This window comes from Haemophilus parainfluenzae ATCC 33392, assembly GCF_031191205.1.
GTDB classification, from domain to species: Bacteria; Pseudomonadota; Gammaproteobacteria; order Enterobacterales; family Pasteurellaceae; genus Haemophilus_D; species Haemophilus_D parainfluenzae.
Genome location: NZ_CP133470.1, coordinates 591,858 through 614,051, shown reverse-complemented (window position 1 = coordinate 614,051; position 22,194 = coordinate 591,858). Strand labels below are relative to the sequence as shown.

The window sequence follows — 22,194 nt, the reverse complement described above, 5'->3', positions numbered from 1 at the left end:
ATTGTCCTCCGAGTATAAAATTGAAAAATGAGATTAAAGCTGACCGCACTTTTCTTTGTAATGATAGCGGCAAACCGAAAGATAAGAGTCATTTCCACCGATTTGGATTTGTTCCCCTTCCTTAATGACTTCACCTTGTTCATTTAAACGTAAAACGAAATTGGCTTTACGCCCACAATAACAGATTGTTTTTAATTCTTCTAGTTGATCTGCCCAAGCAAGTAAATACTTACTGCCTTCAAATAGCTCAGCCTGGAAGTCGGTACGCAAGCCATAACAAAGCACAGGAATCTTCAGTTTATCTACAACATCGCTTAATTGATACACCTGTTGTTTCATTAAAAACTGGGCTTCGTCAACCAAAACACAATGAATTTTTTCTTGTTGTAAACGTTGACTCACTTCAGCAAAAAGGTCACTGGTTGACGTAAATAAATTCGCCTCTTCATGAATACCAATACGTGACGTGACTTTGCCTGCGCCAAAACGATCATCAATCGCTGCCGTATAAACCATGGTGTTCATATTGCGTTCACGATAGTTATAGGAAGACTGTAACAATGTGGTTGATTTACCCGCATTCATCGTAGAGTAGTAAAAATAGAGTTTTGCCATTATTTAATCACCCATTTCCAGAAATGATAGGCAATGAATCCTGCAACAGGTGGACAGGCTGCTAGCATAAAGGTCCCGTAAGTGGCACCTCCTCCCACCATTTTTCCTGCTTCAGCAAGAGCGTCAACAATATCACTGCTTGGCGTGGTAAAAATCCATGCACCAATAATCGCGAGCACCAAAAAACAAGCGATACCGGCTGCACGCATGGCTCTTACTTTAATCATATTTTCCATATTTTTTCCTTAAATTGCAGGGAGTTCGGCCATTGCCCAACGAGGTTTGACATCAATGGCGAGATCGCTGTGCTGACCTTGTTTTAAGCGCAAAAAGCCTGTGTAGGCAATCATGGCACCATTATCGGTACAAAATTGAGGTTGCGGATAAAATACTTCACCACCAAGATTTTTCATCATTGTGCCAAGGGTTTCACGTAATTTTTTGTTTGCACTTACGCCGCCAGCAATGACTAAACGCTTATAACCGGTTTCTTTTAAGGCACGTTTGCATTTAATTGCAAGTGTATCCACGACAGAATCTTGGAAGGCAAAGGCAATATCAGCTTTGGTTTGTTCGGTTAATTCACCTTCTTGTTTGAACGCCTGATTAATGGTGTTTGCTGCTGAGGTTTTTAAACCTGAAAAGCTAAAATCAAGACCAGGTCGATCCGTCATTGGTCGAGGGAATACAAAGCGATCTTTTGATCCTTTTTCGGCTAAACGTGAAAGTGCCGCACCGCCAGGATAATCTAATCCTAATAATTTCGCGGTTTTATCAAAGGCTTCGCCTGCCGCATCATCAATGGATTCGCCAATGACTTCATATTTCCCTACTCCATCAACGCGCACTAATTGTGTGTGTCCACCTGAAACTAAGAGGGCAATGAATGGAAAGTGCGGTCGGTTTTCATCAAGCATTGGAGCAAGTAGATGACCTTCCATGTGATGTACGCCAATAGCGGGCACATTCCAAGCATAAGCTAGTGAACGAGCAATTGTTGCGCCCACTAATAACGCACCCACTAAACCCGGACCGCTTGTATAAGCGATACCATCGATTTGATCAGCAGTTAGATTGGCTTCTTCTAATGCAGCTTTAATTAATGGCGCCGTTTTGCGAATGTGATCGCGGGAAGCTAGCTCTGGCACCACACCGCCGTAATCCGCATGCAAGGCAATTTGCGTGTAGAGCTGATTAGCAATTAAGCCTTTATCTTCATCATAAATTGCGACACCTGTTTCATCACAGGAGGTTTCGATTCCTAAAATACGCATTTTATTCTCATTTTATTAAAAAAATTGGCAAAGATTTTACCTTGTTTAGCCCGCTTAAACCAGTTCAAACGCCAAATTTTCAGCAAATAGGCGATCTTTCCTTTGCTTTTGCAGGGAAGATCGATTAGAATTGCGTCCTTTATTGAATTTGCCGTTCATTCGGCAGTAATAAAAATTTAAAATTGCAATTAAATTAAACTCATTGAGGTGATTGGCTTATGCCTGTAATTAAAGTACGTGAAAACGAATCATTCGACGTAGCTTTACGTCGTTTCAAACGCTCTTGCGAAAAAGCTGGTATTTTAGCAGAAGTTCGCGCTCGTGAATTCTATGAAAAACCAACTACAATCCGTAAACGTGAAAAAGCAACACTTGCTAAACGTCACGCTAAACGTAACGCTCGCGAAAACGCGCGCAATACCCGTTTATACTAATTTGTAGTATTTTCTAACTCGAGTTAAGACAAACCGTGAAACCTTTTGGGTATCACGGTTTTGTTGCTTTAAATTCATCGAAAAAAAGTCACGCAAAATCAACCGCACTTTCGCATCGTATTCAAGGAGGCAAGGCAATGAAATGCTCAATTCCACGCCAGTTTATTGATGATCTGCTCACAAAATCGAATATTGTCGATGTGATTAATACACGCGTGAAACTCAAAAAAGCGGGACGAGATTATCAAGCTTGCTGTCCGTTTCATCACGAAAAAACACCATCCTTCACAGTAAGTGAAAAAAAACAATTCTATTATTGCTTTGGCTGTGGCGCGAAAGGCAATGCGATTTCATTTTTAATGGATTATGACAAATTAGAATTTGTTGAAGCTGTTGAAGAACTTGCCGCTTCGGCAGGACTTGAAGTGCCTTATGAAAAACGTCCAAACCAATTCGGCAATAAACCGGATGTGAGCTATCAAACAAAACGTAATTTATACGATTTGATGCAAGAGATTGCGTCGTTTTATCAAGCTCAACTCCCGCTAAATATTCCTGCTCAAATCTATCTTCAGCAACGTGGTTTATCGCCAGAAATTATCGAGCGTTTTCAAATCGGTTATGTGCCCAATGCGATGGATACGGTGTTGCGTCAATTCGGTAAAAATCGAGAAGAGCAGAAAAAGCTATTCGATTTAGGTATGCTTTCTCGCAACGATCGTGGCAACGTGTACGATAAATTCCGTAATCGCATTATGTTTCCAATTCGGGATAAACGTGGTCGAACAGTTGCCTTTGGTGGACGTGTTTTAACGGATGAAAAACCTAAGTATTTGAACTCCCCCGAAACCATTACGTATCATAAAGGTAATGAGCTTTATGGTTTATATGAAGCTTTACAAATCAATGATGAGCCAGAAAAACTACTGGTGGTTGAAGGTTACATGGATGTGGTGGCATTAGCGCAATTTGGTGTCGATTATGCAGTAGCATCTCTCGGGACATCAACGACTTCAGAGCAAATTCAATTATTGTTCCGTTCAACAGAGCAAGTCATTTGCTGCTACGATGGTGATAGAGCAGGGCGTGATGCCGCTTGGCGCGCACTTGAAAACTCTTTGCCTTATCTGGAAGATGGACGACAAATCAAGTTTATTTTTCTGCCAGATGGAGAAGATCCGGATACTTATATTCGTCAATATGGTAAAGAAAAGTTTGAAGAATATATTGATCAAGCTCAGTCTCTCACAGAATTCTTATTCGCGCATTTAAGTCCACAAGTAGATTTCTCGACGCAAGAAGGACGAGGCAAATTAGTGGCACTCGCGGTGCCTTTAATTCGTCAAATTCCTGGTGATATGCTGCGTCTTTCATTGCGGAATATGTTGGCGCAAAAGCTTGGTATCTTTGATCAATCACAGCTTGAAAGCTTAATACCAAATCAAATAGACAAGGCAGCCCCAAAACCTAAAACGCCACAAAAAACCATTAAGAAAACGCCAATGCGCGTGGTGATTTCGCTGTTGTTACAGAATTCACAATTAGTAAATCGTATTTCGGATGTCGGTTTGCAAGCCTTAAAGCATGAAGCGGGTTATGAATTACTTGAAAAATTGACCGCACTTTGTCGTGAAAGAGAAGGTATTACAACGGGGCAAATCTTAGAATATTTTCGTGATACAGAATTCAGTAAGCCTCTTGAAATATTAGCCTCTTGGGATCATCTATTAGATGACTTAGAAATCATTAATGCATTCTCTCAAAACTATCGTCGATTGAATATTCAAGCGATTGAACGTGACATTGAAATGCTGATTGCAAAAGAAAGGGCGGAAGGCTTAACTGACCAAGAACGAGCAATTTTAGTGAATTTGCTCAAGGGAAAAGAAGAGCAGAAAAAACAGTTAGTTAATCCGTCATAACAATGGTAAAATCTCCTGTTCAAAACAAGGGCTTTTATCTTCCAAAAATAACGCAAAACGGGAATAAAAATGGAACAAAATCAACAATCTACCGCAGAGCAATATTCAGAACAAATTGAACAGCTTATGGAATTAGGTCGTACGCAAGGTTATTTAACCTATGCGGAGATTAATGACTTACTTCCGGAAGATGTGATCGATCCAGAGTATTACGATAAGTTGTTGCAGACTTTACAGCATGATGCGGGTATTCCGGTTCTTGATGAAGCGCCGGAAAGTGACGAAATGATGTTGAATGACACGATTCCGGATGAAGATGCAGTGGAAGAAGCAACACAGATTTTGTCAAATGTGGAATCTGAAATCGGCCGTACAACCGATCCTGTGCGTATGTATATGCGTGAAATGGGAACGGTTGATCTTCTTACCCGTGAAGATGAAATCAGCATTGCAAAACGTATTGAAGAAGGGATTGATGAAGTTCAGACAGCAATTGCTGCATACCCAGAAGCGTTAACTGAATTATTAGATCATTATGACCAAGTTGAAGCGGGTAATTATCGCTTAGCTGATTTAATCACAGGCTTTGTTGACCCAAATATTGCTGAAGAGGAAACGGCAAATATTGATGAGCATTTTGCCGATGAAGATGAAAGTGCTGAATCTGCTGTAGACGTTGATGATGAGAGCGATGAGGAAGATGAAAGTGATAGCAGCTCAAGTTCAGATGACAGCGACTCTGACAATAGCATAGATCCTGAAGTTGCTCGTGAAAGATTTGCGGCCTTAAGAGAGCAACACACCAAAACATTGGCGACTATAGCAAAACATGGACGTAGTGGTAAACGTGCAAAAGATCAAATTGCTCAACTCGCAGATATTTTTAAACAATTCCGTTTAGTGCCAAAACAATTTGATGTGCTTGTTTTATCAATGAAAAATATGATAAAACGAGTACGTGCAGAAGAGCGTCAACTGCAGAAAGTATTAGTTGATATTGCGGGTATGCCAAAAGATGAATTTGAGGCACTTATTGTTGCTAATGGCAGCAATGATACGTGGGTAGCAAAAGCATTAAAATCCACGAAGGCTTGGGCAAAACGCTTACCAAAATATGAAGAGCGTATCCGTTTATCTTTAGATAATTTAGCGAATATTGAACAGCATACTAATCTGACCATCCAACAAATGCGTGAGATTTGCGATGCGGTATCTCGTGGTGAACAAAAAGCTCGCCGTGCGAAAAAAGAAATGGTTGAAGCTAACTTACGTTTGGTCATTTCTATTGCGAAAAAATATACCAACCGTGGTTTGCAATTCTTGGATTTAATTCAAGAAGGGAATATTGGTTTGATGAAAGCAGTAGATAAATTTGAATACCGTCGTGGTTATAAATTTTCAACTTATGCAACTTGGTGGATTCGTCAGGCAATTACTCGTTCGATCGCGGATCAAGCGCGTACAATCCGTATCCCTGTTCATATGATTGAAACGATTAACAAATTAAATCGTATTTCTCGTCAAATGCTACAAGAAATGGGACGTGAGGCGACGCCAGAAGAGCTCGCTGAACGCATGGGGATGCCAGAAGATAAAATCCGTAAAGTGCTTAAAATCGCGAAAGAACCTATTTCTATGGAAACCCCAATCGGTGATGACGATGATTCACATTTAGGTGATTTTATTGAGGATTCAACTCTTGAATTGCCATTAGATTCTGCAACCGCACAAAGCTTAAAAGTAGCGACTCATGAAGTGTTAGAAGGCTTAACACCTCGTGAAGCGAAAGTATTACGTATGCGTTTTGGTATTGATATGAATACCGACCATACACTCGAAGAAGTGGGTAAACAATTTGATGTAACTCGTGAGCGTATTCGTCAGATTGAAGCGAAAGCATTGCGTAAATTACGTCATCCTAGCCGTTCTGAGACATTAAGAAGTTTCTTGGATGAGTAATTGTTTATTTATATAAAAAGAAAAGGCAGAGATCTCTGCCTTTTTTATTTGATTAAATTTGGTTATTTACCGCGAAATCACATTCCTTTAAAATACGCGCCTTTCTTCATTTAAAAACAAAAAAGGAACTTTATGGAAGAATCTCAAGAACTCGAAAAACTACCTCGCGTGGTTACAGGTGTATTAAAAGTGGTATTAAGTTTTTCACTTATTGCTTTAGCTGTAGTATTGATTATTGCATTAGCTAAAATTACATATACGTTAGCGATCATGGTATTTAATACATCGAGTGTAGTGCCTTATGATGTTGCTGAACAAGCTGTGATGTTTTTCTTATATTTCGGTTTTATTGGTCTTATTGTGCAATATTTTAAAAGTGGCTATCACTTTCCTTTGCGATATTTTATTTATGCGGGGATTACCGCCATGTTGCGCCTGATTATCGTGAATCATGAGAGCTCCGTTGATACCATCTTATTCGCAGGCGCGATTTTAATTATGGTTATTGCACTTTGTTTAGTGTTGTATTCCAATAAAATTAAAATTTAAAAGCGCGGTCGTTTTGACCGAGATTTTGGAATGGATTATTCCGGCACAATCCATTCCACTGTCCAACTTCCCGTACCTTCAGGGACAAGAGTTTGGGTCAAATAAGGCAAAATAGCTTTCATTTGCTGTTCTAATTGCCAAGGCGGGTTAATCACCACCATTCCACTTGCGGTCATACCACGTTGATCGCTATCAGGGCGAACTGCCAATTCAAATTTCAATATTTTACGAATTCCCGTCGCTTCTAATCCTTTAAATATGCGTTTTGTTTGTTGGCGTAGAACCACTGGATACCAAATGGCATAAGTGCCTGTCGCAAAGCGTTTATAACCTTCTTCTATCGCTTTCACCACCAAATCATAATCTTCTTTTAATTCATAAGGTGGATCAATAAGCACTAAACCACGGCGCTCTTTTGGTGGAAGCGTGGCTTTGAGTTGTTGGAAACCATTTTCTGATTTTGTGGTGATATTCTTAAATTCTTTGAAATTATTGCGCAATAATGGAAAATCGCTCGGATGTAATTCGGTGAGCAAAGCGCGATCTTGTGAACGCAATAATTGGGCGGCAATCATTGGCGACCCAGCATAATAGCGTAATTCTTTGCCGCCATAATTGAGCTTCTTAATAATTTCCACATAGCGAGTAATTTCTTCGGGTAAATCTGTTCTTTCCCAAAGTCTGCCTATTCCTTCTTTATATTCGCCCGTCTTTTCTGATTCATTTGAGCTTAAACGATAACGACCGACTCCTGAATGGGTATCAAGATAGTAGAAGCCTTTTTCTTTTAGTGAAAGATTTTCTAGAATCAGCATTAATACAATGTGTTTAAGCACATCTGCGTGGTTGCCAGCATGAAAACTGTGGCGATAACTTAACATAGTTTCTCCTTTATGATGAGAAAAGTACACTCAAGATTGATGATGGTATAACTTTTCTGTAGAAAAAATATTATCACTTGAAACACTAAAACCTTTGAAAGGCTTTGAATTCAAGGGGATATTCATGATGACAGAATTTTTTATGATCCGGCAACTTATGGGAAAGCAAATTGAAAGGTTAATAATATATTATATGCTTATAGAGAATCTAGTTTTTTATTATAAATACTTTTGTTGTCTTACTTTACAAGATAAGATGTAATTCCTAGAAATTTGAATATAACACTTGAAAAGTGAGTATATAATTTAACTTATTATTTTCATTGTTTAAATTGACTCTCGAGGACTAAACAAAAAAACTAAACTAAAGTTAATGTCATTTCCTATTGTTTTATTCTTAATTGCGATATAAAATCCTTTCAAATTTTAGTCGGGGTGCCACAAGGTGGCTGAGATGATACCCGTGAACCTGAAACAGTTAGCACTGACGTAGGAAACTAATATGCCAAAATACTTTCTTATTCTTCATACCAATTTTCATTCCTTTTATATCGTTACCTTGAGTCGTTAATCCTTAGGTTAATGCTATGGTGCATATTCAGGATCTTAGTCTTGCTTTTGGAGAGCAAGTACTATTTGAACACCTTGATTTAACCCTTTTACCGAATGAATGGGTCAGTTTACTTGGCTGCTCTGGTGTAGGTAAATCAACGCTTTTGAGATTAATTGCAGGGCTTGATATACAAGGGAAAATCCAAGGCAATATCATCTCACATCCAAATATTCGAGTGTCATGGTTACCACAAAAAGATACCCTTTATCCTTGGCTTTCAATTGTTGATAACGTCCAATTAGAAAACGTACTATTTGGAAATAAATCTGCAAAAACCACCATTCAAGCCAAAGTATTACTTGAACAAGTGGGCATGTCAGAACATCTTCATAAAAGCTGTGCTCAATTATCTGGAGGGCAAAAACAAAGAGTGGCTCTCGCTCGAGTATTAATGCAAAACGCTGATTTAGTTTTACTTGATGAACCATTCTCTGCCCTTGATGCGATTAGTCGTTACCAATTACAAAACTTGGCCTATGAACTATTAAAAAATAAATCAGTGTTATTAGTTACCCATGATCCTCAAGAAGCATTACGCTTAAGCCAACGTATTTTTGTATTACGTTCACCGCAGCCTAATCAATCAGCATTATCCGATGTCATAAAACCTGAAGGTAAAGCACCACGAGATCTAAACCAAAACAATTTGTGGATGCTCCAACAGCAATTATTGAACGAGTTATTAGAGGGAAAAAGATGAAACTTAGCCTTCTTAAACCGCTCTTTATTGGAATTATATTGCTTTGTCTTTGGCTACTTATTGGTGTATTCGGTGATTTTCCCCATTACATATTTCCTTCTCCGCAAGCTGTATGGCTGCAATTAACTTCTCATTCAGAACTACTTTGGCAACATACACTAATCACCTTAATTGAAATTGGCTTAGGGCTGCTACTGGGTTTTCTTTTTGGATTGTCATCAGCCCTATTACTCTCTTTTTCGCCTAAAACATCGTCCTTACTGTTACCAATTTTAGTGATTTCTCAAGCAATTCCTGTTTTTGCTATCGCTCCGATACTCGTACTTTGGCTAGGTTATGGAATGCCATCAAAAATTGTTATGGCTATTCTCATTATCTATTTCCCTGTAACGGCAGCTTGTTACGATGGCTTACGCAATACGCCTCAAGCTTGGATTGATCTCGCCAAAACATTCAAACCATCCCCTTGGCGTTTATTACTTAAAGTACGTTTACCAGCCGCTTTACCCGCATTTGCATCGGGGTTTCGTATTGCCGTTTCTGTCGCCCCAATTGGCGCTGTAATCGGAGAATGGGTGGGTTCATCTGAAGGGCTTGGCTATTTAATGATCCACGCCAACGCTCGTATGCAGGTGGATTTAATGTTTGCCGCGTTGCTGATATTAGTGGCAATTTCACTTTGTTTATATTTCAGCATCGATTGGCTACTACGCCGTTTTATTTGGCACGTTTAACTCTTCATGACACAAGGAGACAAAAATGAAGAAAATCATCCGTTATTTCAGTATTTTAATTGGACTCACCGCCAGTTTTACCAGCTTAGCAAAAGAGAAAATCAGCTTAATGCTTGATTGGTATGTGAATCCTGACCACGCAGCAATCATCGTGGCACAACAAAAAGGTTTTTTTGAAAAAAATAACTTAGACGTCGATATTATCGAACCTGCTGATCCATCATTACCGCCTAAATTAGTTGCAGCAGGAAAAGTGGATTTAGCCATTAATTATCAACCTCAACTTTATCAACAAGTCGCAGAAGGATTGCCTTTAGTGCGTGTCGGCTCTCTGATTTCCAGCCCATTAAATAGTGTTGTGGTACTTAAAAATAGCAACATTAAAACACTTGCCGATCTGAAAGGTAAAAAAGTAGGCTATTCAGTTAGTGGTTTTGAAGATGTGTTGCTCGACACAATGCTTCGCTCTATTGGACTCAGCAATCAAGACGTAAAATTAGTAAATGTGAATTGGTCACTTTCCCCTTCTCTTTTAACGGGACAAGTCGATGCTGTCATCGGAGCATTCCGTAATTTCGAACTGAATCAGATCCATTTAGAAAAACAAGAAGGCCTAGCATTTTTCCCAGAACAATATGGTGTGCCGGCTTATGATGAATTGATTTTAGTGGCTAACAAAAACAGTCTTGCTTCTAAAAAAATTTCTGATTTTTTGACCGCACTTGAACAAGCTACAACCTACCTACAAAACAACCCAAATGACGCATGGCAAGCATTTGTGAGCTATAAACCAAAAGAACTTAATACGGAATTAAATCAATTAGCATGGAAAGATACTCTGCCTTTATTAGCAACCAAACCTCACCAATTAGATACCAAACGTTATCAACAAATGGCGGAATTTATGCATCAGAAAGGCTTGATTCCAAAAGCACTTGAATTGAAAGACTATGCTGTCGAATTACAGTAAGGGAAAATGATGATTGAACAACTCATTCAGCAAGCGCAACCTTATTGGAAGCAATATGTTGAGCATGAATTTGTGCAACAACTTGCAAAAGGCACCTTGCCAAAAGCTTGTTTTCAACACTATTTAAAACAAGATTACATCTATCTTTTCCATTACAGCCGTGCTTTTGCCTTGGGCGTCTTCAAGGCAAAAAATTTCACTGATATGGAAATGCCACGTAAAACGCTCGACATTCTTTGCCAAGAAATCCAATTACATTTGGATTACTGTCGTCAATGGAAAATCAGTGAGCAGGAAATATTCCAAACACCAGAAAGTGCGGCATGCATTTCCTATACACGCTACTTGCTTGATTGTGGAATGACGGGCGGCTTACCAGAGCTATATGCAGCCGTTACGCCTTGTGCTTTAGGTTACGCACAAGTCGCCCGCTACATCACAGAAAATTATCCAAAACTACCAAGCAATCCTTATCAAGCATGGATTGACGCATATTCATCGCCTGAATATCAACAAGCGGCACAAGAAACGGTTGATTTTCTTACCGCACTTTGTGAGCCACTTAATGATTCTCAGTTAACTAATATTCAACAGATTTTTACCACTGCCACTCGAATGGAAATCGGATTTTGGCAAATGGGATTGGATTTAGCATAAAAATGGAGGGGTAAAATGAAATCAGTTTATTTATCAAAAATTCGTGAACAGAATCCATTGATTCATAATATTACCAATATTGTTGCGGCAAATTTTAGCGCCAATGGTTTGCTCGCTTTAGGAGCATCACCATTGATGTCTGCTAATATTGAAGAAATGGTTGAAATACCGAAAATCAGCCAAGCATTAGCCATCAATATCGGTACTCTCATAGGTAAAGAACGAGATGCTATGTTACTAGCGGGTAAAACGGCTAATTCTATAGGAATTCCTGTCGTGCTTGACCCGGTTGGAGTGGGCGCCACTCGTTACCGACAAGAAACAGTCCGTCAGTTATTGGCGGAAGTAAAATTTGCCCTAATTCGAGGTAACGCTGGCGAACTTGCGGCGATTGCAGGTGAAGACTGGCAAGCAAAAGGCGTGGATGCGGGGCAAGGGAAAACGAATCTACCAAAAGTCGCTCAACGTGTTGCACAACGCTATGACTGTACGGTGTTAATTAGTGGAGAGATCGATATTATCAGCGATGGACAACAAACGGCTACAGTCCATAATGGTACGCCGCTATTTCCAAAAGTCACTGCATCGGGTTGTTTATTAAGTGCAGTATGTGCAGCATTTTTAGCCGTTGATGAAGGAAAACATTTTTCAGCAACAATCGAAGCCTGTGCCGCTTACACCGTTGCAGGGGAGATTGCGGCTAAAAACTTAACCACGCAAGTCGGTCAGTTCCAAATTCGCTTACTTGATGAATTAGCTACCTTGATGCCTGATGTAATAGAACAAAACGCGGAGGTGAAATATGTCTAACATTCCACAAACATTGACTATTGCTGGTTCGGATAGTGGCGGCGGCGCTGGCATTCAAGCAGATTTGAAAACCTTTCAAATGCAAGGTGTATTTGGAACCTCAGTGATTACTGCAGTCACTGCTCAAAACACGCTTGGGGTATTTGATATTCACCCAATTCCGCTGAACACGATTCAAGCACAACTGGAAGCAGTCAAAAATGACTTTCAGATTGCAAGTGCCAAAATTGGTATGCTTGGCACAGCAGATATTATTGAATGCGTTGCTGATTTCTTAAAAAATCGTCCATTCGGCACATTGGTTATCGATCCTGTCATGATTGCGAAAGGTGGGGCCCCTTTATTGCAACAACAAGCGGTTTCCGCACTAAGCAAATATTTATTGCCACTTGCCGATGTGATTACGCCAAATATTCCTGAGGCAGAAGCTTTAACTGGTTTTAAGATTTCTGATACAGCCAGCATTCAACAAGCCGCGTTAGACTTGCAAAAACAAGGTGCGAAGAATGTGATTATTAAAGGCGGGCATTCACTCAATTCACAAAGTCAGCAATGCCAAGATTGGATCCTTTTACAAGATGGTGAACTTTTTGTTTTGGAAAGTCCACGTTTCAATACCCCACATACTCATGGCACAGGTTGTACTTTTTCAGCTTGCTTAACGGCAGAATTAGCCAAAGGGGCGCCGTTAAAAAGTGCAGTCAAAACAGCCAAAGATTTTATTACGGCAGCTATTTCTCACCCATTGAATATTGGTCATGGACATGGACCGACTAATCATTGGGCTTACAGTCGCCTTTAAGGATTGAAAGATGAAAAATATTCAAGAAATTTTACCGCTCTATTTTGTAGCAGGCACACAAGATTGCCGACATTTAGGTGATAATCCAGCTGATAACTTGCTTTCTGTTCTTAGACAAGCTTTAGAAGGTGGCATTACCTGTTTTCAATTTCGCGATAAAGGCAAATTCTCATTAGAAAATTCTCCAACAGAACAACGAGCCTTAGCCATTAAGTGCAGAGACTTATGTCGTCGATATAATGTGCCATTTATTGTCGATGATAACGTTGATTTAGCTTTAGAAATTGAAGCGGATGGTATTCACGTTGGGCAAAGTGATACGCCCGTAAAAACGATTCGAGCAAGAACCCATAAACCATTCATTATTGGTTGGTCAGTCAACCGTTTAGACGAAGCCAAAATCGGAGAGGAATTATCTGAAATCGATTATTTCGGTATTGGTCCAATTTTTCCGACTCAGTCAAAAGAAAATCCTAAACCTACTCTAGGAATGGCGTTTATTCAAACCTTGAGAAAAGCAGGTATCACAAAACCACTTGTAGCTATTGGTGGCGTGAAATTGGAGCATGTGAAAACGTTGCGAAAATACGGCGCAGATGGTATCGCGGTAATAACCGCAATCAGTCAAGCCAAAGATATAAAGGCAAGCACCAAAGCATTAAAGGAAGCAAGCGGATGCAACCACTGAATAAGCCAAATAGTTTGAAACGTGTAGCAATGGCAACAATGATTGGCACCGCTATTGAATATTTCGATAACTATATTTATACCATGGCTGCAGTGCTCGTTTTCAATCATCAATTTTTCCACGCTGCTGACCCACTTTCGGGCCAAATTGCTGCACTTTCCACACTAGCACTGACTTTTATTGCTCGTCCTCTGGGGGCCGTATTATTCGGACATTTTGGCGATCGCTTAGGAAGAAAAAATACCTTTGTTATGAGCCTGTTAGTAATGGGAATATCAACCGTAGTGATCGGCTTATTACCGACTTACGACAGCATCGGGATATGGGCAACCATCTTACTTTGCTTGTGCCGTATCGGGCAAGGCATTGGTTTAGGTGGCGAATGGGGCGGCGCTGCATTAGTGGCAATCGAAAATGCACCTGAAGGAAAACGTGGTTGGTATGGCACTTTTCCACAATTAGGCGCTCCTCTAGGATTACTACTTGCCAATGGTGTCTTTTTACTCATTACCGCGCTTTTTGGACAAGCAGCAATGACTGACTGGGCATGGCGAATTCCATTTCTTTCCTCTTTTGTATTAGTTGCCGTTGGGTTGTATGTTCGATTAAAACTTACTGAAGCACCAATATTTATTGCTGCACTTAAAAAGCCTAAACCTAAAACTTTACCGATGATGGAAGTGATCGTTACTCATTTCAAACCGTTCTTCTTAGGTATGTTGATCTGCATGGCTGGCTATGTGCTCTTTTATATTATGATCGCTTTCAGCCAAATTTATGCAAAATCTGCCCCAACCGTATCGGAAGCCGGTTATGCAATGGGCTTAGGCTTCTCACCACAAATTTTTACTGCTTTACTAATGTGCAGTGCGATTTCATTAGCCATTACAATTGCTATTTCAGGCAAATATATCGATATCGTTGGACGACGAATTTGGTTAATTTGGACGACTGTTGGCGTTGCTCTTTTTGGTTTAGTCTTACCGTATTTTCTAGAAAATGGAACAACTTTGAGTTTGTTTTGGTTCTTAATCATTGGAATGGGATTAATTGGTATGGGTTATGGACCACTTGCAAGTTTCTTACCAGAATTATTTCCTACACACGCTCGTTATTCCGGAGCATCCTTAACCTACAATATTGCAGGATTATTTGGTGCCAGTGTAGCAGCAATTATTGCATTACCATTGAATGCTAATTATGGCTTAAAAGGTGTTGGAATTTACTTAACCTTAAATGCTGTATTGAGTTTAATTGGATTATGGTTTATTACGGAAACAAGAGATAGGCAACTGCTCTAGATGAATTTATCAAACTTAAGATTTCACTAACATGGAAAATATTTTGGATAAAAGAATGCCTTTCACAAATTTAGATCGGAAAGGCATTTAAAATTAACTATATTTTTTATTATTTAAACCAGCACTAGAATAATTCTTCTGGTTGCGTTGCAGGAATTGCATCTTTGGTTTTTCCAGTTCCGCCATTTAAACGTTGTTGTAACTCTGGTGGAACATAATATCCACGTTCTTGCATTTCCGCAATATAAGTACGTTTAGGTTCGGTACCAACGATGAAGTATTCTTTACGCCCACCACCTTCAGACAGTAAACCAGAGTTACTATCAATGGTTTTTTCCATAATGTTTGGTGGAAGTGCAAGTTGACGTTCAGGTATATCAGAAAGTGCAGCTTTCATATAAGCCACCCAAGCAGGCATTGCTGTTTTTGCACCTGCTTCCCCTTTACCTAATACGCGTTTGTTATCATCGAAGCCGACATAGGTAGTGGTGACTAAGTTTGCACCAAAACCTGCATACCAAGCAACTTTCGCGCTATTGGTGGTACCAGTTTTACCACCAATATCGCTACGCTTAATACTTTGAGCAATACGCCAGCTGGTACCTTTCCAACCAAGACCTTGTTCACCATAAATTGCAGTATTTAATGCACTACGAATTAAGAAGGCTAATTCTCCACTAATAACGCGAGGCGCATATTCCTGCTTTGCGGTACCGTCTTTCGCATCAGCCATCAAATCAACAGCTCCATCATTTAATGTTGATGTTTGAACTTCTGGTAAATCTGGTACATTTTCTGGTTGCTGATCACCTTCTTCTGTATCTGTATTGTTATTACCTTGTGCTGATTTTAGGTTATCTGGATTAGCTACTTCTGCAACATCTTTGAAACCATCGATTTTATCCTTTGTTTCACCATAAATTACTGGAATGTCATTGCAGGTGATACAAGCAATTTTCGGGTTCGCAATAAATAAATCTTTACCGGTATTGTCTTGAATTTTTTCGATAAGATAAGGATCAATTAAGAAACCACCATTATCAAATACTGCATAAGCACGAGCCATTTCAAGCGGTGTAAAAGAGGCAGCACCTAATGCAAGCGCCTCACTGGCAAAATATTGATCGCGTTTGAATCCAAAACGTTGTAAGAAATCAGCAGTAAAATCAATGCCGGCAGTTTGTAATGCTCTGATCGCAATCATGTTTTTAGATTGACCTAAACCTACACGTAAACGCATTGGGCCGTCATAACGATCAGGTGAGTTTTTCGGTTGCCACAGAGGTTGCCCTGGTTTTTGAATAGAGATAGGACTATCTTGCAATACGCTTGAAAGCGTTAAACCTTTTTCTAATGCAGCGGCATAGATAAATGGTTTAATCGAAGAACCTACTTGCACTAAAGATTGCGTTGCACGGTTAAATTTACTTTGTTCGTAACTGAACCCTCCCACCATGGCTTCAATGGCTCCATTATCAGAGTTTAATGAAACTAGTGCAGAGTTAGCCGCTGGAATTTGACCTAAAATCCATTCACCGTTATCACGTTTGCGAATCCAAATTTGTTCGCCTACTTTAACCGGTGATTTACCAGCCCAACGCATTGCGTTAGAAGAAAGCGTCATCGTTTCATTATTCGCTAAGAGCAATTCTGCCCCATTTTTACCCAATGCGGTTACTGCTGCTGGAATGAATGGTTCTGAATCAGGTAATTTTTTCAAGAAAGCAACAATGCGTTCATTATCCCATGGGGCTTCACCTTTTTTCCAAAGTGGTGCACCGCCACGCCAGCCATGACGCATATCATAATCAATCAAGTTATTACGGACAGCTTTTTGTGCTTCCGCTTGATCTTTTGAAAGCACTGTCGTGAAGACTTTATAGCCTTTGGTATAAGCCTCTTCCTCACCAAAACGTTTCACCATTTCTTGACGAACCATTTCAGTCACATAGTCTGCACGGAATTCAAATTTGGCTCCATGATAACTTGCGACGATTGGCTCTTTAATGGCTGCATCATATTCCGCTTTGGTGATTTTGTTTTCATCAAGCATTCGGCTTAGTACAACGTTTCGACGTTCTTCAGCACGTTTCGGTGAATACAGTGGATTCATTGTAGAAGGTGCTTTAGGTAAGCCTGCAATGATTGCCATTTCAGAAAGCGTTAATTCATCTAAGTTTTTACCAAAGTAGGTTTGTGCAGCAGCTGCAACGCCATAAGAACGATACCCTAAGAAAATTTTATTCAAATAAAGTTCTAAGATTTCTTGTTTGCTTAAGGCATTTTCAATTTCAATGGCTAATACCGCTTCGCGGGCTTTACGAATAATGGTTTTTTCTGGGGTTAAGAAGAAGTTGCGTGCAAGTTGTTGCGTAATGGTACTTGCTCCTTGAGAGGCGCCACCATTATTGATGGCAACAAAAATCGCACGGGCAATACCAATAGGGTCTAAACCGTGATGTTCATAAAAACGGCTATCTTCTGTCGCTAAGAAGGCATCTTGCAGACGCTGAGGCACATTTTCTAATTTCACCGGAATACGGCGTTGTTCACCGACTTCACCGATTAATTTGCCATCAGCCGTATAAATTTGCATCGGTTGTTGCAATTCAACGGTTTTTAGGCTTTCTACCGATGGTAAGGAGGATTTTAAGTGAAAATACAGTACACCACCGGCGACTAACCCCAGTATACATATCGTAAATAGGGTACTTAATATTAATTTTGCGATCCGCATCGTAAAATTCTCTCTGGTTTAATGAATATTCAAAAAATTAAAATTATGATTTTGGCTGCTAAGTATAAAAGATTAATCCCCTAAAGAATAGGAAAGAATATGGAAATTGCCCATAGAAAGCAGCGAAAACAACAAATTGGTGTGAGTAAACAACAAGATAACCTCTATTTCGTTTGGCTAGATGCATTCCACAAAGTTCAATCTATTTGCTTAAATGGACAGCAAAAAGACATTTTTTCCCATTTATTACCTCATTTACCACAAAAAACTAGCCAATGTTGTTTTATCGGAGCCATTTCACCCCATTTAACTTGGTCTAAAACGCTTATTTTACCGCAAACTCTCAATGTCCAGGAATGTGAACAACAATGTCGTTTCATTTTGCAAAAAGAATTACCGATTCCGTTGGATGAATTATGGTTTGATTATCTGACCACGCCATTAAAACAAGGTTTTCGTTTGGATATCACGGCGATTCGAAAAGAAAGTGCCAATGCAGAATTAGTAAAATATTTGCCGCTAAAATTAACCGCACTTGATTTACTGAATCACAGTATTTTACGCGCATTTTATGTCATTTTAGGGCAAGAGCCGATTAACACTTTATTTTTATATCAAGATCAACAAGGTTGTCTCGCCGTTTGTGAACGCTTACAACAACGACAAGTTTTGCAATCTCAAAGTGATTTATCTGAGCTTTATCAACAATTTATCCAACGCTTTCCCGAAACGATAGAACAGGTTTATGTGTATCAAACGCCAGATATATTGAATTCACGCACGATAGAATCACTGCCTCAGGATTGGCAACGCATCGAAACAGATTTACCTTTCATCGCTTTAGGTAATGCACTGTGGCAAACCGATTTAAAGCTAGTGGATTTATCCTCAAAAACACCCGCACTTTTGCCTCCAATTAATCGGGAGAGTGATGATGTTAAGCCTTAATTTATTGCCTTGGCGCTTAGAACAACATCAAAAGGCTTTTAAGCGCTTTATGTGGCAAGGTTTAATTTGGCTAGCTTGCTCAGTGTTGATTGTCTTTGGCTTGAGTCATCTTAATGAACAACAAGTGTATGTGCTAAATCAGACAAAAGAAAAACTCGCACAAATCACCAATCAAGTCCATAAGAAACATATTCAAGTTCAGCAACTACAAAGTAACCTGAAAGAAATGAATGAGCTGACAGAAATGGATACAGAATATGTGTATCGGATGCTTAACTTATTAAGTGAGTTACCATTACAACAAGGTGAGTTAGATGTATTTACGCTCAATGCTAAGCAAGTTGCCCTTTCTGGCATGACGGAAAATCAACAAGAATTTGAAGCGATACATCAATTTCTTAAACATCATTTTACAGAGGTTAATTTGACCAAGTTTCAACCAGTGCAACAACAGTTATTCTTTCAATTTGATATTCAGTTATTGGAGTCTGAGCAATGAAGAATCTTATCGATGAGATTGTTCAAAAAACTGCACAAGGTTGGTTGGGGAAATGGCTTCGATTATCTCAAATGGTGCATGCTATCTTTTGGTTGAGTGCACTAAGTGCGGTCATTTTTTTACCTGTTTTTCGTTACGTTGAAAATAGCAATGAACGACATCGACTTGACGCAGAATTGAGTTTGCAACAACAAGAGTGGGAGAAACAGGAAAAGATTTTACAAACTTTAAGGCAAAAGTCAGACAGCCGACAACTTTCTCCAGAATTGGCTAATTCTGTGTTGCCGATCAATCAGCATGTTCAGGCATTGTTAAATGGGCGACTTCGAGCGTTGGATTTACGTTGGGATTTTTCTCAACATACTTTGTTACATTTGTCATTACAAGGCTATTTTGCCGATTTACAGCAATTTTTGACCGCACTTTTAAGGGACATTCCTAAACTTTCGTTAACTCAATTAAACATTGAGAAATTAGATGAAGAGGAAAATGCTTCTATTACATGTGAGTTAATTTTCCAATTGAATAAGGACAAGTAATGAAAAAGCTCTTTTTAATCTTGATAGCGACTTTTTCTGTATCCGTATTTTCGCAAGATCCTTTTGATCGTAAACAAAGAGAACAAACCGAATATCCAAAAGAGGGGCTCACCCTACCGCCGGTGTCGACTTGCGTATATTCGGAGCCGAGACTGGCGGAGGAACGCCCATTGGTTCAACTACATATTGTGGGTGTCGTGCAATACGGTAAACAGGCAGAAGTGTTCTTTAATGATGATGGGCATATTCTTTCTGCTCAAGTGGGGCAGCGGATTGGAAAGGAAGGCTATTTAATCGAAAAAGTAAGTAAAAACAGTGTGGCTTTCCAAGGTTATAAAACAGGGCAATGTGAACAAACGACCTCAATCATAATGGGATTTTAAAATGGTAAAGCAGAAAATAAAAACAAAGTTTGGTCAGTTTTTAATGTGTTTTCTGATCCTATGGACAACTTATTCAGTGGCAGAAAATCGCGTATTTTCACTTCGCTTAAAACAAGCTCCCATAGTAGCGACACTCCAACAACTTGCCCTTGAGCAAAATGCCAATTTAATGATTGATGATGAGTTAGAAGGAACACTTTCATTACAATTAGATAACGTAGATTTTGATCGTTTATTGCGTTCTGTTGCAAAAATCAAAGGGCTCTCTTTTTATCAAGAAAATGATATTTATTATTTAGGTAAGCCTTCTCAACATGAACAATATTCAGAGAAAATAACAGAACCTATGGCGATTAGCGGAGAAAGTTTGCCTAGTGAAACACCACTTGTGAGTACAACGGTTAAACTGCATTTTGCTAAGGCTTCTGATGTGATGAAATCTTTAACCACAGGGAGCGGTTCTTTGCTTTCACCTAGCGGCACAATTACATTTGATGATCGAAGCAATGTATTACTGATTCAGGATGATGCACGTTCACTTAAAAATATCAAAAAATTAATTGCAGAGCTGGATAAACCTATTGAGCAAATTGTCATTGAAGCACGTATTGTGACGATTACCGATGAAAGCCTAAAAGAATTAGGTGTGCGTTGGGGCATTTTTAATCCTACTGAGGCAGCCCATCGAGTGGGTGGCAGTTTAGATGCGAATGGGTTTAGCAATATCAGTAATAATTTAAATGTGAATTTTGCGACAACGGTCACGCCAGCTGGCTCATTAGCACTTCAAGTAGCCAAAATTAATGGTCGATTGTTAGATTTAGAATTGACCGCACTTGAACGTGAAAATAACGTAGAAATTATTGCAAGCCCTCGCTTACTCACGACCAATAAGAAAAGTGCAAGCATCAAACAAGGGACAGAAATTCCTTATGTGGTGACAAATGGGAAAAATGACACCCAATCAGTAGAGTTTCGCGAGGCTGTCTTAGGATTGGAAGTCACGCCGCATATTTCGAAGGATAATAATATTTTATTGGATTTATTAGTGAGTCAAAATTCCCCAGGGAATCGCGTGGCTTACGGGCAAAATGAAGTCGTATCTATTGATAAACAAGAAATCAATACGCAAGTTTTTGCCAAAGATGGTGAAACAATTGTATTGGGTGGTGTATTCCACGATACGATCACGAAAGGTGTCGATAAAGTACCATTATTGGGCGATATTCCAGGTATTAAGCGCTTATTCAGTAAGGAAAGTGAACGTCATCAAAAACGAGAACTCGTCATTTTTGTGACACCTCATATTTTAAAACAAGGTGAAAGAATGGAAATGGCTAGAAAAGAAAAGCATTTTAAGCAAGTTGAAAAAGTGAAAAAATAAAGTGCGGTCAATTTCTTTTATGTTTTCCCATTTTTTTCAGTTTAGCTGTGTGCATTGCAAGCGATCTATTCATCTTGGGCGAAATGGATTGTGCAGTCGATGTCAGAAGCAAATTAAAACTTTCCCTTATTGCGGGCGATGTGGTTCACCCTTGCAGCATTATGCAATGGGCTGTGGACATTGTTTGAGAAATGAACCTGCTTGGGATCGTATTGTGATTATTGGGCATTACCTTGAACCGCTTTCTTCACTTATTCATCGTTTTAAATTCCAAAAACAGTTTTGGTTAGATCGGAGTTTATCGCGTTTGCTTTATCTTGCGGTGCGAGAGGCGAGACGAACACATGGGCTCTCTCTGCCACAAGCGATTATCCCCGTACCGCTATATCATTTTCGACAGTGGCAACGGGGCTATAATCAGGCTGATTTATTGGCTAATTGGTTAAGTCGTTGGTGTGATGTGCCTAACTGTAATCATGTGGTGAAACGGATTAAACATACTCATACTCAGCGAGGTTTAACGGCGAAAGATCGACGACACAATCTTAAAAATGCTTTTGCAGTGAATACCAAAAAGCCTTTTCCTTATGAACGCGTTGCTTTGGTGGATGATGTGATTACAACCGGCTCAACGTTGGCAGAGATAGCCAAACAGCTTCGAAAATTAGGTGTAAAAGAAATTCAGGTATGGGGTTTAGCGAGAGCTTAAATTCTGTTAAAGATAGGATTCATCTATATCTATAAAAATAGGAATAAATGTAGAAAAAATTGCCATATCGGAGTATTATTCTTAAC

Annotated in this window: 23 protein-coding genes and 1 riboswitch; of the genes, 18 read left to right on the top strand and 5 right to left on the bottom strand. The window is 39.4% G+C overall.

Features of this window, described 5'->3' with window-relative positions; all coding sequences use genetic code 11:
• Positions 1 to 33: 33 nt before the first annotated feature.
• The 3 genes from RDV53_RS02995 to tsaD are packed head-to-tail and all read right to left on the bottom strand — an operon-like array spanning position 34 to position 1,889.
• Positions 34 to 615 (bottom strand): thymidine kinase, encoded by a 582-nt coding sequence (locus RDV53_RS02995; protein WP_005694735.1) that lies wholly within the window; start codon positions 613 to 615, stop codon positions 34 to 36.
• Positions 615 to 851, bottom strand: coding sequence for a hypothetical protein (locus RDV53_RS02990; RefSeq protein ID WP_005694734.1), 237 nt, complete (start codon positions 849 to 851; stop codon positions 615 to 617). Before RDV53_RS02990 ends, RDV53_RS02995 begins: the two co-directional genes overlap by 1 nt.
• Before the next feature lie 9 nt (positions 852 to 860).
• Entirely contained in the window at positions 861 to 1,889 is a 1,029-nt protein-coding gene (tsaD, locus tag RDV53_RS02985; protein ID WP_005694733.1) for a tRNA (adenosine(37)-N6)-threonylcarbamoyltransferase complex transferase subunit TsaD, read from the bottom strand.
• A 218-nt stretch (positions 1,890 to 2,107) separates the two neighbouring features.
• On the opposite strand from tsaD, the gene rpsU reads away from it, so the two are divergent.
• From rpsU to psiE, 4 genes are all read left to right on the top strand, one after another.
• On the top strand, positions 2,108 to 2,323 hold the full coding sequence (rpsU, locus tag RDV53_RS02980; protein ID WP_005694732.1) for a 30S ribosomal protein S21: 216 nt from the start codon (positions 2,108 to 2,110) through the stop codon (positions 2,321 to 2,323).
• Between the two features lie 137 nt (positions 2,324 to 2,460).
• A complete protein-coding gene (gene dnaG, locus RDV53_RS02975) occupies positions 2,461 to 4,245 on the top strand; it encodes a DNA primase (protein ID WP_032822368.1) in 1,785 nt (594 codons plus the stop codon).
• A 69-nt stretch (positions 4,246 to 4,314) separates the two neighbouring features.
• The gene (gene rpoD, locus RDV53_RS02970; RefSeq protein ID WP_005694728.1) at positions 4,315 to 6,204 is read left to right on the top strand and encodes an RNA polymerase sigma factor RpoD; all 1,890 of its coding nucleotides are present in this window, start codon (positions 4,315 to 4,317) and stop codon (positions 6,202 to 6,204) included.
• A 132-nt stretch (positions 6,205 to 6,336) separates the two neighbouring features.
• Complete coding sequence (gene psiE / locus RDV53_RS02965) at positions 6,337 to 6,753, top strand: phosphate-starvation-inducible protein PsiE (RefSeq protein WP_005694726.1); 417 nt, start codon at positions 6,337 to 6,339, stop codon at positions 6,751 to 6,753.
• Positions 6,754 to 6,788: 35 nt separating this feature from the next.
• On the opposite strand, the gene RDV53_RS02960 is transcribed toward psiE, so the two are convergent.
• Positions 6,789 to 7,634: a 23S rRNA (adenine(2030)-N(6))-methyltransferase RlmJ gene (locus RDV53_RS02960; RefSeq protein ID WP_005694725.1), complete on the bottom strand. Its 846-nt coding sequence runs from the start codon at positions 7,632 to 7,634 to the stop codon at positions 6,789 to 6,791.
• Positions 7,635 to 8,055: 421 nt separating this feature from the next.
• Positions 8,056 to 8,147: riboswitch (TPP riboswitch) on the top strand.
• A gap of 74 nt (positions 8,148 to 8,221) precedes the next feature.
• Here RDV53_RS02960 and RDV53_RS02955 point away from each other — a divergent pair.
• Genes RDV53_RS02955 through RDV53_RS02920 form a run of 8 tightly spaced genes read left to right on the top strand, consistent with a single transcriptional unit; the run spans position 8,222 to position 14,909 of the window.
• Complete coding sequence (locus RDV53_RS02955) at positions 8,222 to 8,947, top strand: ABC transporter ATP-binding protein (protein WP_005694724.1); 726 nt, start codon at positions 8,222 to 8,224, stop codon at positions 8,945 to 8,947.
• A complete protein-coding gene (locus RDV53_RS02950) occupies positions 8,944 to 9,681 on the top strand; it encodes an ABC transporter permease (RefSeq protein WP_005694723.1) in 738 nt (245 codons plus the stop codon). Before RDV53_RS02955 ends, RDV53_RS02950 begins: the two co-directional genes overlap by 4 nt.
• A 25-nt stretch (positions 9,682 to 9,706) precedes the next feature.
• The gene (locus tag RDV53_RS02945; protein WP_005694722.1) at positions 9,707 to 10,651 is read left to right on the top strand and encodes an ABC transporter substrate-binding protein; all 945 of its coding nucleotides are present in this window, start codon (positions 9,707 to 9,709) and stop codon (positions 10,649 to 10,651) included.
• Positions 10,652 to 10,660: 9 nt separating this feature from the next.
• On the top strand, positions 10,661 to 11,308 hold the full coding sequence (gene tenA / locus RDV53_RS02940; protein WP_032822370.1) for a thiaminase II: 648 nt from the start codon (positions 10,661 to 10,663) through the stop codon (positions 11,306 to 11,308).
• A 15-nt stretch (positions 11,309 to 11,323) separates the two neighbouring features.
• A complete protein-coding gene (gene thiM, locus RDV53_RS02935) occupies positions 11,324 to 12,118 on the top strand; it encodes a hydroxyethylthiazole kinase (RefSeq protein WP_005694720.1) in 795 nt (264 codons plus the stop codon).
• On the top strand, positions 12,111 to 12,920 hold the full coding sequence (thiD, locus tag RDV53_RS02930) for a bifunctional hydroxymethylpyrimidine kinase/phosphomethylpyrimidine kinase (RefSeq protein ID WP_005694718.1): 810 nt from the start codon (positions 12,111 to 12,113) through the stop codon (positions 12,918 to 12,920). Before thiM ends, thiD begins: the two co-directional genes overlap by 8 nt.
• A 10-nt stretch (positions 12,921 to 12,930) precedes the next feature.
• Positions 12,931 to 13,608, top strand: a complete 678-nt coding sequence (gene thiE / locus RDV53_RS02925; RefSeq protein WP_005694717.1) for a thiamine phosphate synthase — start codon at positions 12,931 to 12,933, stop codon at positions 13,606 to 13,608.
• Entirely contained in the window at positions 13,605 to 14,909 is a 1,305-nt protein-coding gene (locus RDV53_RS02920; RefSeq protein ID WP_115353608.1) for an MFS transporter, read from the top strand. Before thiE ends, RDV53_RS02920 begins: the two co-directional genes overlap by 4 nt.
• Before the next feature lie 124 nt (positions 14,910 to 15,033).
• Here RDV53_RS02920 and RDV53_RS02915 read toward each other — a convergent pair whose 3' ends face one another.
• On the bottom strand, positions 15,034 to 17,646 hold the full coding sequence (locus RDV53_RS02915; RefSeq protein ID WP_005694715.1) for a penicillin-binding protein 1A: 2,613 nt from the start codon (positions 17,644 to 17,646) through the stop codon (positions 15,034 to 15,036).
• Positions 17,647 to 17,745: 99 nt separating this feature from the next.
• Between RDV53_RS02915 and RDV53_RS02910 the strand changes: the two genes are divergently transcribed.
• Genes RDV53_RS02910 through RDV53_RS02885 form a run of 6 tightly spaced genes read left to right on the top strand, consistent with a single transcriptional unit; the run spans position 17,746 to position 22,108 of the window.
• Positions 17,746 to 18,594 (top strand): pilus assembly protein PilM, encoded by an 849-nt coding sequence (locus RDV53_RS02910; protein WP_005694714.1) that lies wholly within the window; start codon positions 17,746 to 17,748, stop codon positions 18,592 to 18,594.
• On the top strand, positions 18,578 to 19,093 hold the full coding sequence (locus tag RDV53_RS02905; protein WP_005694713.1) for a PilN family protein: 516 nt from the start codon (positions 18,578 to 18,580) through the stop codon (positions 19,091 to 19,093). Before RDV53_RS02910 ends, RDV53_RS02905 begins: the two co-directional genes overlap by 17 nt.
• On the top strand, positions 19,090 to 19,632 hold the full coding sequence (locus tag RDV53_RS02900; RefSeq protein WP_005694712.1) for a hypothetical protein: 543 nt from the start codon (positions 19,090 to 19,092) through the stop codon (positions 19,630 to 19,632). The genes RDV53_RS02905 and RDV53_RS02900 overlap by 4 nt, the downstream gene beginning before the upstream one ends.
• A complete protein-coding gene (locus RDV53_RS02895) occupies positions 19,632 to 20,015 on the top strand; it encodes a hypothetical protein (protein ID WP_005694711.1) in 384 nt (127 codons plus the stop codon). The genes RDV53_RS02900 and RDV53_RS02895 overlap by 1 nt, the downstream gene beginning before the upstream one ends.
• Position 20,016: 1 nt before the next feature.
• Positions 20,017 to 21,399: a type IV pilus secretin PilQ gene (gene pilQ / locus RDV53_RS02890; protein ID WP_005694710.1), complete on the top strand. Its 1,383-nt coding sequence runs from the start codon at positions 20,017 to 20,019 to the stop codon at positions 21,397 to 21,399.
• Positions 21,400 to 21,418: 19 nt separating this feature from the next.
• The gene (locus tag RDV53_RS02885; RefSeq protein ID WP_032822376.1) at positions 21,419 to 22,108 is read left to right on the top strand and encodes a ComF family protein; all 690 of its coding nucleotides are present in this window, start codon (positions 21,419 to 21,421) and stop codon (positions 22,106 to 22,108) included.
• Positions 22,109 to 22,194 lie beyond the last annotated feature (86 nt).

What these genes read in the sequence shown, in the direction of transcription:
- RDV53_RS02950 (WP_005694723.1), top strand. Translation starts at nt 8,944, where the DNA reads ATGAAACTTAGCCTTCTTAAACCGCTCTTTATTGGAATTATATTGCTT.
- RDV53_RS02900 (WP_005694712.1), top strand. Translation starts at nt 19,090, where the DNA reads ATGAAGAATCTTATCGATGAGATTGTTCAAAAAACTGCACAAGGTTGG.
- RDV53_RS02955 (WP_005694724.1), top strand. Translation starts at nt 8,222, where the DNA reads ATGGTGCATATTCAGGATCTTAGTCTTGCTTTTGGAGAGCAAGTACTA.
- RDV53_RS02915 (WP_005694715.1), bottom strand. Translation starts at nt 17,646, where the DNA reads ATGCGGATCGCAAAATTAATATTAAGTACCCTATTTACGATATGTATA.
- RDV53_RS02960 (WP_005694725.1), bottom strand. Translation starts at nt 7,634, where the DNA reads ATGTTAAGTTATCGCCACAGTTTTCATGCTGGCAACCACGCAGATGTG.
- tenA (WP_032822370.1), top strand. Translation starts at nt 10,661, where the DNA reads ATGATTGAACAACTCATTCAGCAAGCGCAACCTTATTGGAAGCAATAT.
- psiE (WP_005694726.1), top strand. Translation starts at nt 6,337, where the DNA reads ATGGAAGAATCTCAAGAACTCGAAAAACTACCTCGCGTGGTTACAGGT.
- pilQ (WP_005694710.1), top strand. Translation starts at nt 20,017, where the DNA reads ATGGTAAAGCAGAAAATAAAAACAAAGTTTGGTCAGTTTTTAATGTGT.
- thiE (WP_005694717.1), top strand. Translation starts at nt 12,931, where the DNA reads ATGAAAAATATTCAAGAAATTTTACCGCTCTATTTTGTAGCAGGCACA.
- dnaG (WP_032822368.1), top strand. Translation starts at nt 2,461, where the DNA reads ATGAAATGCTCAATTCCACGCCAGTTTATTGATGATCTGCTCACAAAA.
- RDV53_RS02990 (WP_005694734.1), bottom strand. Translation starts at nt 851, where the DNA reads ATGGAAAATATGATTAAAGTAAGAGCCATGCGTGCAGCCGGTATCGCT.
- RDV53_RS02910 (WP_005694714.1), top strand. Translation starts at nt 17,746, where the DNA reads ATGGAAATTGCCCATAGAAAGCAGCGAAAACAACAAATTGGTGTGAGT.
- RDV53_RS02945 (WP_005694722.1), top strand. Translation starts at nt 9,707, where the DNA reads ATGAAGAAAATCATCCGTTATTTCAGTATTTTAATTGGACTCACCGCC.
- thiD (WP_005694718.1), top strand. Translation starts at nt 12,111, where the DNA reads ATGTCTAACATTCCACAAACATTGACTATTGCTGGTTCGGATAGTGGC.
- RDV53_RS02885 (WP_032822376.1), top strand. Translation starts at nt 21,419, where the DNA reads ATGTTTTCCCATTTTTTTCAGTTTAGCTGTGTGCATTGCAAGCGATCT.
- RDV53_RS02895 (WP_005694711.1), top strand. Translation starts at nt 19,632, where the DNA reads ATGAAAAAGCTCTTTTTAATCTTGATAGCGACTTTTTCTGTATCCGTA.
- rpoD (WP_005694728.1), top strand. Translation starts at nt 4,315, where the DNA reads ATGGAACAAAATCAACAATCTACCGCAGAGCAATATTCAGAACAAATT.
- RDV53_RS02905 (WP_005694713.1), top strand. Translation starts at nt 18,578, where the DNA reads ATGATGTTAAGCCTTAATTTATTGCCTTGGCGCTTAGAACAACATCAA.
- rpsU (WP_005694732.1), top strand. Translation starts at nt 2,108, where the DNA reads ATGCCTGTAATTAAAGTACGTGAAAACGAATCATTCGACGTAGCTTTA.
- tsaD (WP_005694733.1), bottom strand. Translation starts at nt 1,889, where the DNA reads ATGCGTATTTTAGGAATCGAAACCTCCTGTGATGAAACAGGTGTCGCA.
- thiM (WP_005694720.1), top strand. Translation starts at nt 11,324, where the DNA reads ATGAAATCAGTTTATTTATCAAAAATTCGTGAACAGAATCCATTGATT.
- RDV53_RS02995 (WP_005694735.1), bottom strand. Translation starts at nt 615, where the DNA reads ATGGCAAAACTCTATTTTTACTACTCTACGATGAATGCGGGTAAATCA.